The following is a 13194-nucleotide window of genomic DNA, read 5'->3' as shown; positions in this document are numbered from 1 at the left end:
CGACGAGCCGACGACTCGCCCGCCGAACGGTGGTCCGTGGCTGCCGACCTCGCGAGCGAAGACGGTCTGCGTGCCGGTCAGTCGCCAGACTCTGCCGTGATGGCCGCGACCAGCTCGGCGATGGAGTCGTGGGGGGTCAGGTCGTGTTTGTCCAGGAGTTCCTTCAGGTTCGGGGTCCCCGGGTCCGGAACCACGCTCGCCTCGCGGAGGAGGATCTCGATGACCTCCTCGGCCGGCGTCTCGTCGGAGACGTGGCGGGCGTACCAGAGCACCAGGTTCTCGAACGTCGCCACCACGTCGTTGGAGACGGTCCGATGCCGGGCGGACTCCCCGTCGAACCGCCCGACCACGTCGATGCCGTAGCGCGCCCGGGTCCGGCCGAGTTCCTCGCCGAGCAGGTTCCGGGCGGCCTCGGGGCTCGCCGGCCCGCCAACTCCCATGCCCGGAGTGCCGACGCCACCCCGCTCGTTCCCCGCGCCAGCGGGACCGGAACCGGAGTTCGAACCGTCGTTCCCACGGTCCGCGCCGGTCGTGGGGTCGGGCGGGTCGTCCGGTACGTTCGGCGGGCCGCCGCCCGCGGAGACGACGAATCGCCCGTCGTCTATCTCCTCGACGGCCTCGTCGTCGGTAATGTCGAGGTCGTTCGGCGAGAGGACGCGACCCTTCTCGGGCCGCCCCTCCGGCGGGCCCTCCCCGGACGGACTGTCGCCCGACTCGTCGACCGGGAACAGTGGCTCGTCCGTGTCGTCGGGCTCTTCGTCCGGGCTGTCTCGGTCGGACGGCGGGGTATCGTCGCTCATCTGGAATCAGTGTCTGAACCGCAGGACCTCTTCGTTCCCATTGACAATAACTGTCACGCGGTGGTCGCCGGTGGCGAGGCCGCCGTAGTCGATTGCCACCTTCACCACCTCGCCCGGGCCCCAGGAGCCACCGCCTCCGCCGGCCTTCGTCACCGTGAGGTCGCTCTCGCCGACGTAACTGCCGTTCACCAGCACGTCCAACTGCCCGGGGTCGGTCGCGAGCGTCCCCGAGCCGGTGTTCTTCACCAGCACCGTGATGGGTGCGTTCCCGTCGTAGATGGAGTCCGGCCGCCCGGCGTCGCTGATGATGGCGATGTCCGTGTTGATGTTCTCCTCGACGTCCTCGCCGCTGTCGGTCACGGAGTGGGTGATATCCCCGACCTGCGTGACGAGCGTGCCCGCGACGGAGGCCGCGACCACCAGGCTGGCGATGAAGATGATGAGCGAGGAGACGGAGGCGCTGGCCATCTAGGTGGCCACCTCCGTGGCGTCGGCGACGCCCGGCCCCGTCACGAGCTTGAGCCGGAGTTCGGCCCCGGCCGTCCCGGGCGTCGCCGATACCTCCACCCGGAGGACCTCGCCGGGGAGCCACACCTCGGAACCGCTGTTCCCAACGACGTCGACTGTCGCCCCGTCGCGGTAGGTGCCGTTGACGAGAACGTCGACCTCACCTACCGCCAGGGCGGTCGTGCCGCTGTTGGACACGTTGGCTGTCAACGTGTCGTTGCCCGCGTAATAGGTCGCGGTCTCGACCGTGAGCTCGCTGTTCTGCTGTTCGAGCATCCGGTCGGACTGCTGACCCTGGGCCTGCGAGATGGCCTCCGTACTGTCGACGACAGCAGGGTAGGCGCTACCGAAGGCGATGACCGCGCCGAGGAAGACGATGGCCGTCGCGCCGGAGACACTGAAGCCCATTTGTGTTTGTTCGCGGGAGATTTGAGAGGGTTAGTTAGCGGGCGAGACGAGGGAGTTGAGATTCGTTAGAGCCGGACCTGATCGCCGTCGTCGTCCGTCGTTAGTGGCTCGGGCACCGTCGCGATGACGGTTGACTGGCCCCCCGAAGGCGTGGTGATTGTCATCTCGACCTCATCGCCGGCCTGAAGATTGTTCACACCCAAATCAGCGAGACTGATGGTGATGGTAATCGGGCTGGAGTCGTCAGTCAGAATATCACTATCAGTAGTGAACCCCGCTGACGATTGCTCTGCTCCGATTAGCGTCGTCGCATCATCGGGGCTGACGTACTGGATGGTGGAGTTGGTCACGTTGACTGGTCCGGCCCCGGGCGATTTTGAAACGACCAGCTCGATGGTATCGATGTTACCGCTACCATCGGCGGTCCCGAGGGTGTTTTGGACATCCAGTGACTGGGTTACCTGATTTGTACTCTCCTGTCCAGTCGACTCGGCCTGGTTCTGCAGGAAGCCGGCGGTGTTGATGAGCACACCGGCGGCAATCGCTGCGACCAAGACGAGCGCGATGAACACGATGAGGGTACCGATTCCCACCTGTCCACGCTCCTCGTCGGTGTTGTTGATATTATCGAACATTGTTCTATAGCACCACTGCGTTGTCGTCACCGATTGGGTCGGGGACGTTCAGGACTTCTGTGGTCGTAGCTCCGGATTTGGTGATAATCTTGAACTCTGCCTCATCGCCTGGGTCCAGTCCCCCTACGGGAATTGAACCCGGCCCATTTTGAAGCTTGACAGTAATCTCAACGCGGTCACTCGATTGTGTAAGCGTCGTTGAACCGCCTTTAACCGCGTTCAAGCTTACGTCTGCATCCGTAGAATCGACTGTCGTCGCGGATTCGTCTAGGTACTCGAACTTCGCGTCGGTCAGGTCAATAGGGTCTGCGCCTGGTGACTGCGAAACGGTAATAGTGAATCTATCGACCGTATCATTGGCATCGTCAGAGATGCCAGAGGCAGAGACCACATTCACGCCGTTCGTCACTTGATCGCTACTCTCCTGTCCAGTCGACTCGGCCTGGTTCTGCAGGAAGCCGGCGGTGTTAATGAGGACACCGGCGGCGATTGCCGCGACCAAGACGAGCGCGATGAACACGATGAGGGTACCGATTCCCACCTGCCCGCGCTCCTCGTCTGAGTTGTTGATTGTCTCGAACATTGTTTTATAGACGCACGTCGTTGCCGCTCCCGTCGAACGGGTCCGGAACGTTCAGAACCTCGACCGTTTGCGAGCCATCCGGAGTCGTGAGGGTCAGCTCCGCTTCATCACCCTCTTGGAGGTTCTGTGCGAAGTCAGAATCGAGGTCGAACTCGACTTGAACGCGGTCGCCCTCTTCCAGATTGGTCGTTACAGGGGTGCCAAGATTTTTGCCGAGGACTGCGTTCGCCTGCTCATCAAGCAGTTCGAACCGGGTTTCACCGATGTTAACAGGGTCGGAACCCGGCCCAAGTCCAATCGTGATTGTGACGGTATCCACTGGGCCACCGGAGCTCGACATTGAGCCGGTCGCACTCAGGACCTCCACGTTATTCGACACCTGTTGTGTACTTTCTTCACCGGTCGATTCGGCCTGGTTCTGCAGGAAGCCGGCGGTGTTGATGAGCACACCGGCGGCGATCGCGGCGACGAGAACCAGCGCGATGAACACGATGAGGGTACCGATTCCCACCTGCCCGCGCTCGTCCGCGTCGCGTTCGATGTTTTCGAACATGTTACTTTGACTCGACGCCCAGCCAGTCCCGGGCCGACGCGTGTCGGCGCTGGGGGACGGCCCCGGGCGTTACCACCACCGAACCACCCTACTCCACTAAAGCCAGTATCGAGGTTCGAAACGGAATGGGGGGAAACTATTAAAAATGAGAAGCCGGAGTAGAACGATGATTTAAGTACTCTCTCGGACGAGACGACGGGTCGTGCAGCTCGCAGCCGCACCACTCCGGCTATCGGTGGTCCCGGTCGGCACGACGGCCTGCTGGGGGGCGGTCGCTGCTGGCCAGTGTCTCGATTTCATCGTGTACGGGCCCGCGCCACGCGTGGGGACGAGAATACGGGGACCGAATCATCGGTGCGGAGTGACGCATAGGGCAGGTGTCTCCGGGAGCAACTCGAGGCTATCGAAGAGCTTGCAGAACCGAACCGACGGTTTCCTGTCGCGTCGTCGCGGAGAAGTGGTCCTCGTGCTACTGGGTGGTTCCGTCGACCGAGAGGTCTGCGACGTAGTTCGCGAGCGCGTCGACGCGCTGTGACTGCTCCTCGGTGACGCTGACGATGTCGGCGGCGCGGTCGCCGGCGTGTTCGGACTGTTCGAGGGTCGCCTCCAGGGTGGCCGTCACCTCCTCGATGCGGGCGGCCTGGTCGTCGGTCGTGCGTGCGACCTCGGCGACGCCGTCGGCCGCCTCGTCGACCTCCTCGGCGATGGCCTCCAGCGAGTCGAACACCTCGCTCAGGCTGTCCTCTGCCGCCTCGATGCGGTCGTGCGAGCGCTCCGTGGCCGCGGCGGTCGCGTCCGTCCGGGACTGGAGTTCGGCCAGGCTCTCGCCGATCTCCTCGGTGTGGGCCTGGGTCTGGTCGGCGAGGTTCTTGACCTCCTCCGCGACGACGGCGAAGCCGGCACCTTCCTCGCCCGCGCGTGCAGCCTCGATGTTGGCGTTGAGCGCGAGCAGGTTCGTCTGCTCGGCCACGTCCGCGATGATCTCCGTGACGGCCTCGATGTCGTCCATCTTCTCGTCGAGGGCGGCCACGCTCTCGGCCAGTTCGTCACCGATCTCGACGACCTCCGTCGTCGCCTCGCGAGCCTCCTCGCTGGCTTCGAGGCCGTCGGTCGCGGCCTCCCGGGCGGTCGTCGTGGCGTCGTTGACGCGGTCGGCCGTGGCCGCGACCTCCTCCATCCCGGCCGAGAAGTTCCGGATCTCGTGGACGCTCTCCTCCAGGCTCTCGTTCTGCTCGGTGACCGTCGTGGAGATGGCCTCGGCCGCGGACGTGGCGGCCTCCGCGCCCGTCTCGAGTTCGTGGGTTTGTTCGGTCACCTCCGCCACGAGCCCGGCGAGGTTGTCGGCCATCTCGTTGACCGCGGTGACGACCGCGAGCAGGTCGTCGTCGAGGGTCGCGAACTCGTCATCGCGGGTGACACGGGCGTCGAGGTCGCCCGCGCCGATGGTGTGGGCGGTATCGCGCACCTCGCCGACGAGCGACTCGACGGCCTCGCGCTCGCGAACCTCCTCGGTCTGGTCGATGACCACCTCCAGCACGCCGACGAACTCCTCGCCGTCGTACAGCGGTGTCGCGTGGAAGTCGATGTGCTTCTCCTCCCCGTACTGGTCGACCATCGTACTGGTGTCGCCATAACGCGGGACCGACGGGTCCTTCACCCCGACGCCGAACTCGCTGGCCGCGCGCTGGGGGGCCTCGGTCACCTTGTCGGCGAGCGTCTTCGCCCGCCGGCCGTCGGGATAGAACAGCTCCGAGACGTGGGCGTGACCGATGGCATCGTCGCGTGTGGCCCCCGTCAGCTCCTCGATGGCGTCGTTCCAGCCCGCCACCGTCCCGTCGGCGTCGAGGACGAACGCGGGCACCCCCAGCGCATCGAGCACCTGTACGTGCCCGGCGGCCGCCATCGGCCCCGCCTCGGTCGTCGTCTCGGTGCTCGGGCGCTCCGAACCGTCGGTCATCGCTGACCCGGTCGGTCCGTCCCGCGCTCCGGCCGTACCCGATGTCGCCTCGGGTGCGGCCGGGGGATCCGGCTCGGCCGGCTCGGCCGAGGCGTTCGGCTCCTCGGTACCGTCCGCTGTACTCGAGTCGAGGACTGTCGCGCTTTCCCCTCCGTTCATCTCTTGACCACCGTCACTGCGGAGTGGGTGCCGTTCACGGCCACCGATTCGTGCGCGGATGCGTTCGACGAGTCCAAGCATGTCACCGACATCACTAGTACCGGTGATAAGTCGCGGCACGGACTCAGCGTTCGAAACGGTCGACGAGGGGGTCGTGGCCCGAATCGAGACTCGAAACGCGGCGAGTCACCTTCAGGGTGGGGGGCGACATCCCTGCCATGGCGACCGAGGAATCCTTCAAGCAGGCGGGGAGACCGGGAGAGCGGGCCCCAGAGGGGTACGTCTCCCCGACGGTCGATTTCCTGGCGCTCTTTGCCCTCTCGATGGGCATCGCGCTACTGGCTGCGAGCGTGCTCGTCCTGTGAGGTGGGCGAAGCCGTTACCACCGTTCCGGCGTACGAGTCACGCATGAACACGGAGGGTGCCGTCAGACGGCTCGGCGACCGCGACACCCAGCTCTGGGTCGCGGCGGTCCTCCTCTACGGTGTCGGTGACACCGTCGCAACCCTCTGGGGGCTCTCGACGCCGAACGTCGCGGAGGGGGGACCTATCGCGGGACCGGCACTGGCGACGTTCGGACCGCTGGGGCTCATCGGCCTGAAGTGCATCGTTCTCGCCGCGTTCTATCTCGTGTGGCGGTCCGTCCGGACGCCGGGGCGCGTGGCGCTCCCGCTCGCGCTCGCGGTCACGGGCGTCGTGGTGACCGGCTGGAACCTCCTCATCATCAACACGGCCTGAGCCGACCCGCTCGGCGCGGTGGGGGTTATAACTCTGTACCCGGTTTCGGGGTCGCGTAACCCCCCCGAGGACTATTGAGTACGGATACGGACGAGGAGTAATGGCATCCGAGCGTCCGGGCGGTGGGTCCTCCTCGACGGGGGGTGAGGTACCCGACAGCTGCGACCTGCGGGCGACGGTGGAGTGGCACTTCGGCGAACTCATCGAACAGGTCTCGGTCGAGCATCCAGTCTCCCGACGCGAGCTGCGGGCCGTGCTGGCCACGGTCGAGCACGAGGGCCAGCGTCGGGAGGAGGAACTCCGGTCGGTCGGGGTCCCAGTCCAGTGCGAGATGCCGGGTGCCGTGTTCCACCTCCCCGGTAGCGTCTGGCGGTCGGTAGAGGCTGCCGGCGAGGTCGATCAGCGGGAAGCCGTCGCCGCCCGGGATGTCCACCGCCGGATGGCAAGGACGGTCACACACTGCTCGGCACCCTCCGACGCCGAGACCGACCTGTTCGTCCTCTGCTCCCCCCGCCGTTCCCACCAGCGGTAACCCCACGCCCGCCTGCTCTGGATGCTCGGGAATCCGGCCCAGCCGTCTGACGTGCGCGTGCCGGACAGGTCACACACGGGGAGGGATGTTTTCACCCATATGTGGGATAAAATCCCCCGTGATCACTCCGCGACGGCCCCATCTATTATAAATGCGGTTTTCATGGCCAGATAACGCCCCTCGGGGGTTTTTATTCCCCCTCGATATCCCCCGCTCACACGATGTCATCGCGATCCGACGACACCATGGACGGAGATAGCTCGATCTCTGATTTACAGCGCCTCTACGCCGAGGTAACTGGAGGAGACGAGGAGGAAGGCTCTCCCGACTCGGTGCAGTCGGCGGACGAGTTCCTGTCGGAGGTGCTGGAGTCGTTCGCGCCGGCAGGTGAGTTCGCGTTCAGCGAGGAGACGGTGAAGGGTGACCTGAGTGAGATCCTGCTGACCCTGGTGGCCCACCGGTCGGCGGAGACGAACGGGAAGCGGCTGATGGAGGACCTGGGTCGAGTGTTCGACGCGGACCTGTCGCCGGGGACGGTGTACCCGCAGCTCCACGAGTTCGAGGAGGAGGGGCTGCTGGAGCGCCACGAGCTGGTCCGGACCAAGGAGTACCAGCTCGACGACGCCGAGGCCTGCCGCGAGCGGATCGCCGCGGAGATGCGCCAGCATCTCGTGCTGGGCCTCTTCTACCACCGCGCACTGGCGGAGCTCTGAGGGTCGGTTCCGGGTGGACATCCCCCATACGTCGCCGGGCCGCCCGACCGCTCGCGGTTTCAGTCCGCTTTTGGGTCTCGAACGGCCAGTGGTCACTATGTCCCCCAGGAGTTCCTCCGAGGCGACGGCCACGTCACACGACGACGGTGATGCCGGACCAGCGACCCCGACATCGCTCGACAGCGACGGGGCGTTCTCGACCGGTCAGCTCCTCCTCATGCTCACGCTGGTGCTGCTGACCGTGGCCTACTTCGTGACGCTCGTCGTGTAGGCCTCACGTCCACGTCAGAACTGCTATGTGGGAGGCCCGGTCGTTCCCGGTATGCGACAGGTCCTCGTCGCCGTACTGATGCTCATGCTGGTCCTCCCGACCTTCGCCGGCGTCGCCTCGGCACAGTCACAGCAGCGACTCGGTGGCACCGTCGTCGTCCAGGAGGGCGAGACGGTCTCCGGGTTCACCGCGTACGCCGGTCGCGTGGTCGTCAGTGGGCGCGTGGAGGGCGACCTCACCGCGTTCGGTGGCCGGGTGGTCATCGAGGAGGGTGCGACGGTCACCGGCCGTGTCAGAGCGTTCGGTGGGTCCGTCGTCGTCGCCGGGTCCACCGGCGGGAACACGGTGACGTACGCCGGCCACGTCGAGGTAGCTGAATCCGGCCGGGTCGGCGGGTCGTTCGGCGCCGTCGCCGGGAGCGCCGTCCTCGCGGGGACGGTCGACGACGACGCCACGACGGTGGCGGGAACCGTCACGCTGGCTCCGTCGGCCGATGTCGACGGCTTCCTGACGTACGTCGGCGAGTTCGACGACCGTGGGGGCACCGTCTCGCTCGGGGCCCGCCACGTGAGTGACCTCTCGCTCCTCCCGCCGTTGTCGGGTGCCGGCGGGGTGTTGTTCACCCTGTACCTGCTCGTCGCCGACCTCCTCGCCGGGTCCCTGTTGCTGTACGTCTTCCCGGCGTTCGCGAGCGACGCGGTCGAGACGGTGGGGGAGCAACCAGAGCGCGTCGCGGCGGCGGGCGCGGCGGCCATCGTCGGCATCCCTCTCGCCGTGGCGCTGGCCGCGCTCACCATCATCGGTCTCCCGCTCGCGCTCGCTGGACTGGCCGCGTACGTCGTGCTCCTCTGGGTCGGGAGCATCTACGGCCGCTACCTGCTCGGGTCGGGGGTCCTCTCGTACACGACCCGCGAGGACCGCTATCTCGCACTCCTCGTCGGCGTGCTCGTGATGGCCGTCCTCTCGCTCGTTCCACTCGTCGGTGATTTCGTCCGCCTGCTCCTGGTCGTCGCGGGGCTGGGCAGCGTTACGCTCGGGCTCTACGTCGCCTACGAGTCGGTGGGCGACCGACGCGCCCGGCAGTCCAGCGCGCTCTGACCGGGTGCGGACGACCTCCCGAGACCCGGGGGCGGGGCGACCGGTGAGCCACCAGAACGCCAACGTTGAGGTGGCCGCGGTACGCGGTCGCTCCCATGCTGCTGCTGGACCTCGAGGATTTCATGTTCGAGCTGAAAGACGGCGCCATCAAGCACGCGGGGGCCTCGAACCGGAGTGCCACCGCGAAGCTCTACGACGTCGAGGGCATCGATGTCCGGGAGTACGGCGACCGCCGGGTCAAACTCACCTTCGAGGACGAGGACGGGAGCGAGGTCGAGATCGCCCTCGCCCCGGACCAGGCGAGCGAGGTTGCCCGGGGCATCGAGATGTTAGAGGAGGAGAGCCGCGTGTTCGAGTGACGACAGGACTGCTGTCGGACGGCGCTGCCGCCGTCCGCCGGCCATCCGGAGGACCACTTTTGCCGGCGGCCCGCGTACCCCGGGCAGATGAGCCGGAACGACGACAGCGGGAGCGGGACCGTCGGCACGGAGCGGTGGGGATTCGATACCGGTGACCCGATAGAACAGCTCGCAGCGGCGGACGGGACCCTGTACGTCGGGAGTGGTCGGCACCTGCACGCGGTGTCCGCGACGGACGGCACCGAGCAGTGGCACGCGTTCACCAACGGGACCTCCCGGCCGGCGGTAACGGCGGGGACGGTGTACGTCGGTGGACGCAAGGGAGGGCTCCGCGCTATCGACACGGTGACTGGCGAGGAGCAGTGGCGCTTCGAGACCGGGGGCCCCATCCACGGGTCGCCGACGGCCGCGTCCGGGACCGTCTACCTGGGGAGCAACGACGACCATCTGTACGCGGTGGACGCGACGACCGGCGAGGAGCAGTGGCGTTTCGCGGCCGACGGTGGAATCGCGACATCACCGACCGTCGCCGACGGGACAGTGTACGCCGGCGGGTACGACGACCATCTGTACGCGATAGACGCCGCGACCGGTGAGGAGCAGTGGCATCTCGTGACCGACGGTCCCGTCGTCGGCTCGCCGGCGGTGGCCGACGGGACGGTGTACGCTCCGAGCGAGGACGGCACCCTGTACGTGTTGGCCGCGACGACCGGCGAGGAGCAGTGGCGCTTCGAGACCCGCCGGAACCTCCGGTCCCCGCCGGCCGTTTCGGGCGGCGCGGTCTACTTCGGAGGCGACGACGGCCACCTGTACGCGGTGGCCGCGAACAGCGGCGAGGAGCGGTGGCGCTTCGAGACCGACCTGTACGTCCGGGCCGGGCCGACGATCGCCGCCGGAACGGTCTACGTCGGAAGTCACGACGGCCATCTGTACGCGGTGGCCGCGAACAGCGGCGAGGAGCGGTGGCGCTTCGAGACCGACAGCCGGGTCAAGGCCACACCGGCGGTAGCCGGCGGGAGTGTGTACGTCGGTGGCACCGACGGTACCCTCTACGCGCTCAGGGCCAGCGATGACGCCGCACTCCCCGGTGATCAGCCGTCGACCGACAGGGTGGCCTCTGAGGGTGACGAGTCGAAAGGCCTCCCCGAAGACGAATCGGAAACCGGTAAGCTCGACGACCGCGACCGCTGTCGGGAGTGTGGTGGCGACCTGTCGCCGCTCGACGACCCGGCGTTCTGCCCGGACTGTGGTACCGAGCTGAACTAGGTGGCCGGCCTGCGGCGGTCACTGCCCGATTCGCTTGGTTCGGTTCCCGCGTCGCTCCTGCCGCATCTCAAGTACGGACGGAGACGACCCCAGCGGATTGAAATCCGGACCGGCATCACTCGAGACTCCGTGTAAGAACACTCTACGGGGCTGGCGGCGGCAGCATATCCGACTCCCTGTCACATCACGGCGGGACGAGGCCTGAGAGATTGGAACCACGGTCGGACGTGCTCGCTTCGCTGCGTGCGTCCTCCCTGATTCAAATCCCGCGGCCGCCGCTCTCGGTCACATCTGTTCGCGAGAAGCGAGGCCTGAGGGATTTGAACCCCCGGCAACGTGGTCCGAAGCCACGCACTCTGTCCGAGCTGAGCTAAGGCCCCTCATCGAAGCGAAGCGCCCTCCCGGACATAATTCTGTCCATACCCCGCGGCCGGCTCGTGAGCACGGCCCCGCCGTTCCACGCCGTTTATGCTTCGACCCCGACAGCCGACGGGTATGCGCGAGACTGCCGGGGGGCTGCTCGAACTCACGCGGCCGGGGAACGCCGTCGCGTCGGGTGTCCTCACGTTCATCGGTGCGTTCGTCGCCGGGCTCGCGGGGTCGACCGGCGGGCTCGTCGTCGATACCGCGCCCGAACTCCGGGCCGGCGCGGCCGTCCTCGCGACCGTTCTGGCCGTGGGGGGCGGGAACGCCATCAACGACTACTTCGACCGCGACATCGACCGCATCAACGCCCCGGGGCGCCCCATCCCGCGCGGGGCCGTCTCGCCACGTGGGGCGCTCGGCTTCTCGGTGGGCCTGTTCGGACTCGCGGTCGGACTGACGCTCCTCCTTCCCCCGCTCGCCATCGGTATCGCACTGTTCAATCTCGTGGCGCTGGTGGCGTACACGGAGTTGTTCAAGGGCCTGCCCGGGGTCGGGAACCTCGTGGTCGCGTATCTGGGCGGCTCGACGTTCCTGTTCGGCGGCGCGGCCGTCGGCGGTGATCTCTCGACGGCGGGCGTGCTGTTCGCGCTGGCCGCGCTCTCGACGTTCGCGCGCGAGGTCGTCAAGGACGTGGAGGATATCGCTGGCGACCGCGAGGAGGGGCTGAACACGCTGCCCATCGCCGTCGGGGAGCGCCGGTCGCTGGTCGTGGCGGCCGCCGCGCTGGGGCTGGCAGTGCTCGCGAGTCCGCTGCCCTACGTGACGGGCACGTTCGGCGCCGCGTATCTGGTGCTGGTGCTCCCGGCGGACGCGGTGATGGCCGCCGCCGCCTACGAGTCGTTCTCGGACGCGACCGCAGGCCAGTCGCGGCTCAAGTACGGGATGTTCCTCGCGATGGCCTCGTTCGTGGTCGGACGGACTGTGGTGGTCCTGTAGGAAACGGTCGGACACGCGCCGGCCGTTGCAACTCCCCTCCCGCATGTCACACGTTCACCAACCTTTATCAACACGTCAACCAACTCTGGAAGTGTGGTTTACGAGACAGGCAACCGGACGATAGACGACGCCGTCGAGCGCGTGCTGGCGGGCGAGCAGCTCGGCCGCCGCGATGGGCTGGCGCTCATCGCCCAGCCCGTCGAGGAACTCGCCGCCGCCGCCGATATGGTGCGCAAGGAGTTCTCCGACGGGACGGTCGACGCCTGCTCCATCGTGAACGCGAAGGCCGGCAACTGCGCGGAGGACTGTGGCTTCTGCGCCCAGTCGGCCCACTTCGACACCGGCATCGACACCTACGGGTTCCTCGAACCCGAGGAGATCCTCGACGCGGCCAAACGCGCCGAGGCCGACGGCGCCCAGCGGTTCGGCATCGTGGTCGCGGAGAAGGGCGTCTCCAAGGAGCAACGGCCCGACGAGTGGGAGAAGGTCATCCGCGCCGTGCGCCTCGTGCGCGACGAGACGGACGTGGAGGTCGACGCCTCGCTGGGCATCCTCACGGAGGAGGAGGCCGAGATACTCGTTGAGGAGGGGCTCAACCACTACAACCACAACATCGAGACCTCCCGGCGCTACTTCTCGGAGATCGTCGAGACACACGACTTCGAGGACCGACTCCACACGCTCCGTGTCGCGAAGGAGGCGGGGATGGACCTCTGTGCCGGCGTCATCCTCGGGATGGGCGAGTCGCCCACGGACCGCGTCGACGCGGCCATCGAACTGCAGGACATCGGCGTCTCCTCGCTCCCGGTCAACATCCTCAACCCGGTGGCAGGGACGCCGCTGGGCGAGGAACACGACACCGCGCTCATCAGCACGGAGGAGGTCATCGCGACCATCGCCGTCTACCGGCTGCTCCACCCGCACGCCCGCGTCCGCCTCACGGGCGGCCGCGAGGTGAACCTGAAAGGCGACGAGCAGCACCTCCCCTTCGAGGCCGGCGCGGACGGGATGCTCACGGGCGACTACCTCACCACCGAGGGCCAGGACCCCGCCGACGACATCGAGATCATGCGCAAGGCCGGCCTCGAACCGAACAAGTCGGTCAACGACTTCGACGAGGCGGCGGTCCGGGCGCGACACAGCGACGACGGCCCCGCGACGGCGGCCGGAACGGCCACCAGCAACGCCGAACTCGACGACTGACGAGATTATCGTTCGATTCGACGCAGAAGCGAACAATCTGAACACTTCAC

At 67.1% G+C, this 13194-nt stretch carries 17 protein-coding genes and 1 tRNA gene; 10 read left to right on the top strand and 8 right to left on the bottom strand.

The window, feature by feature from the left end; translation table 11 throughout:
* Positions 1-77: 77 nt before the first annotated feature.
* From NL114_RS19065 to NL114_RS19035, 7 genes are all read right to left on the bottom strand, one after another.
* Positions 78-800 carry a DUF7500 family protein gene (locus NL114_RS19065; protein WP_254822500.1) on the bottom strand — a complete coding sequence of 241 codons (723 nt, stop codon included), beginning with the start codon at positions 798-800 and terminating at the stop codon, positions 78-80.
* Positions 801-806: 6 nt separating this feature from the next.
* On the bottom strand, positions 807-1268 hold the full coding sequence (gene arlG / locus NL114_RS19060) for an archaellum stator protein ArlG (protein ID WP_254822499.1): 462 nt from the start codon (positions 1266-1268) through the stop codon (positions 807-809).
* Complete coding sequence (gene arlF, locus NL114_RS19055) at positions 1269-1715, bottom strand: archaellum stator protein ArlF (protein WP_254822498.1); 447 nt, start codon at positions 1713-1715, stop codon at positions 1269-1271.
* Positions 1716-1780: 65 nt separating this feature from the next.
* Positions 1781-2350, bottom strand: coding sequence for a flagellin (locus tag NL114_RS19050; RefSeq protein ID WP_254822497.1), 570 nt, complete (start codon positions 2348-2350; stop codon positions 1781-1783).
* A 4-nt stretch (positions 2351-2354) separates the two neighbouring features.
* Entirely contained in the window at positions 2355-2933 is a 579-nt protein-coding gene (locus NL114_RS19045; protein WP_254822496.1) for a flagellin, read from the bottom strand.
* Positions 2934-2937: 4 nt separating this feature from the next.
* A complete protein-coding gene (locus NL114_RS19040; RefSeq protein ID WP_254822495.1) occupies positions 2938-3486 on the bottom strand; it encodes a flagellin in 549 nt (182 codons plus the stop codon).
* A gap of 469 nt (positions 3487-3955) precedes the next feature.
* Entirely contained in the window at positions 3956-5602 is a 1647-nt protein-coding gene (locus tag NL114_RS19035) for a methyl-accepting chemotaxis protein (RefSeq protein ID WP_254822494.1), read from the bottom strand.
* Positions 5603-5820: 218 nt separating this feature from the next.
* Here NL114_RS19035 and NL114_RS19030 point away from each other — a divergent pair, with 218 nt between their 5' ends.
* From NL114_RS19030 to NL114_RS18995, 8 genes are all read left to right on the top strand, one after another.
* Positions 5821-5967: a hypothetical protein gene (locus NL114_RS19030; RefSeq protein WP_254822493.1), complete on the top strand. Its 147-nt coding sequence runs from the start codon at positions 5821-5823 to the stop codon at positions 5965-5967.
* 43 nt (positions 5968-6010) lie between these two features.
* The gene (locus NL114_RS19025; RefSeq protein ID WP_254822492.1) at positions 6011-6340 is read left to right on the top strand and encodes a DUF5658 family protein; all 330 of its coding nucleotides are present in this window, start codon (positions 6011-6013) and stop codon (positions 6338-6340) included.
* 100 nt (positions 6341-6440) lie between these two features.
* Positions 6441-6872 (top strand): DUF8048 family protein, encoded by a 432-nt coding sequence (locus NL114_RS19020; protein WP_254822491.1) that lies wholly within the window; start codon positions 6441-6443, stop codon positions 6870-6872.
* A gap of 221 nt (positions 6873-7093) precedes the next feature.
* Complete coding sequence (locus NL114_RS19015) at positions 7094-7585, top strand: PadR family transcriptional regulator (RefSeq protein ID WP_254822490.1); 492 nt, start codon at positions 7094-7096, stop codon at positions 7583-7585.
* 97 nt (positions 7586-7682) lie between these two features.
* A complete protein-coding gene (locus NL114_RS19010) occupies positions 7683-7856 on the top strand; it encodes a hypothetical protein (RefSeq protein ID WP_254822489.1) in 174 nt (57 codons plus the stop codon).
* Positions 7857-7907: 51 nt separating this feature from the next.
* Complete coding sequence (locus NL114_RS19005) at positions 7908-8954, top strand: polymer-forming cytoskeletal protein (RefSeq protein ID WP_254822488.1); 1047 nt, start codon at positions 7908-7910, stop codon at positions 8952-8954.
* 95 nt (positions 8955-9049) lie between these two features.
* The gene (locus NL114_RS19000; protein WP_254822487.1) at positions 9050-9313 is read left to right on the top strand and encodes a hypothetical protein; all 264 of its coding nucleotides are present in this window, start codon (positions 9050-9052) and stop codon (positions 9311-9313) included.
* Positions 9314-9400: 87 nt separating this feature from the next.
* Complete coding sequence (locus tag NL114_RS18995) at positions 9401-10579, top strand: outer membrane protein assembly factor BamB family protein (RefSeq protein WP_254822486.1); 1179 nt, start codon at positions 9401-9403, stop codon at positions 10577-10579.
* A gap of 305 nt (positions 10580-10884) precedes the next feature.
* Here NL114_RS18995 and NL114_RS18990 read toward each other — a convergent pair.
* Positions 10885-10959 (bottom strand) — tRNA-Arg (locus tag NL114_RS18990).
* Positions 10960-11074: 115 nt separating this feature from the next.
* Here NL114_RS18990 and NL114_RS18985 point away from each other — a divergent pair.
* The gene (locus tag NL114_RS18985; RefSeq protein ID WP_254822485.1) at positions 11075-11941 is read left to right on the top strand and encodes a geranylgeranylglycerol-phosphate geranylgeranyltransferase; all 867 of its coding nucleotides are present in this window, start codon (positions 11075-11077) and stop codon (positions 11939-11941) included.
* Positions 11942-12034: 93 nt separating this feature from the next.
* Positions 12035-13144: a biotin synthase BioB gene (bioB, locus tag NL114_RS18980; protein ID WP_254822484.1), complete on the top strand. Its 1110-nt coding sequence runs from the start codon at positions 12035-12037 to the stop codon at positions 13142-13144.
* Positions 13145-13194: the final 50 nt, after the last annotated feature.

Source organism: Haloglomus halophilum, assembly GCF_024298885.1.
GTDB classification, from domain to species: domain Archaea; phylum Halobacteriota; class Halobacteria; order Halobacteriales; family Haloarculaceae; genus Haloglomus; species Haloglomus halophilum.
The sequence above is the reverse complement of the archived record's forward strand: the minus strand, read 5'-3'. Positions and strand labels throughout refer to the sequence as shown.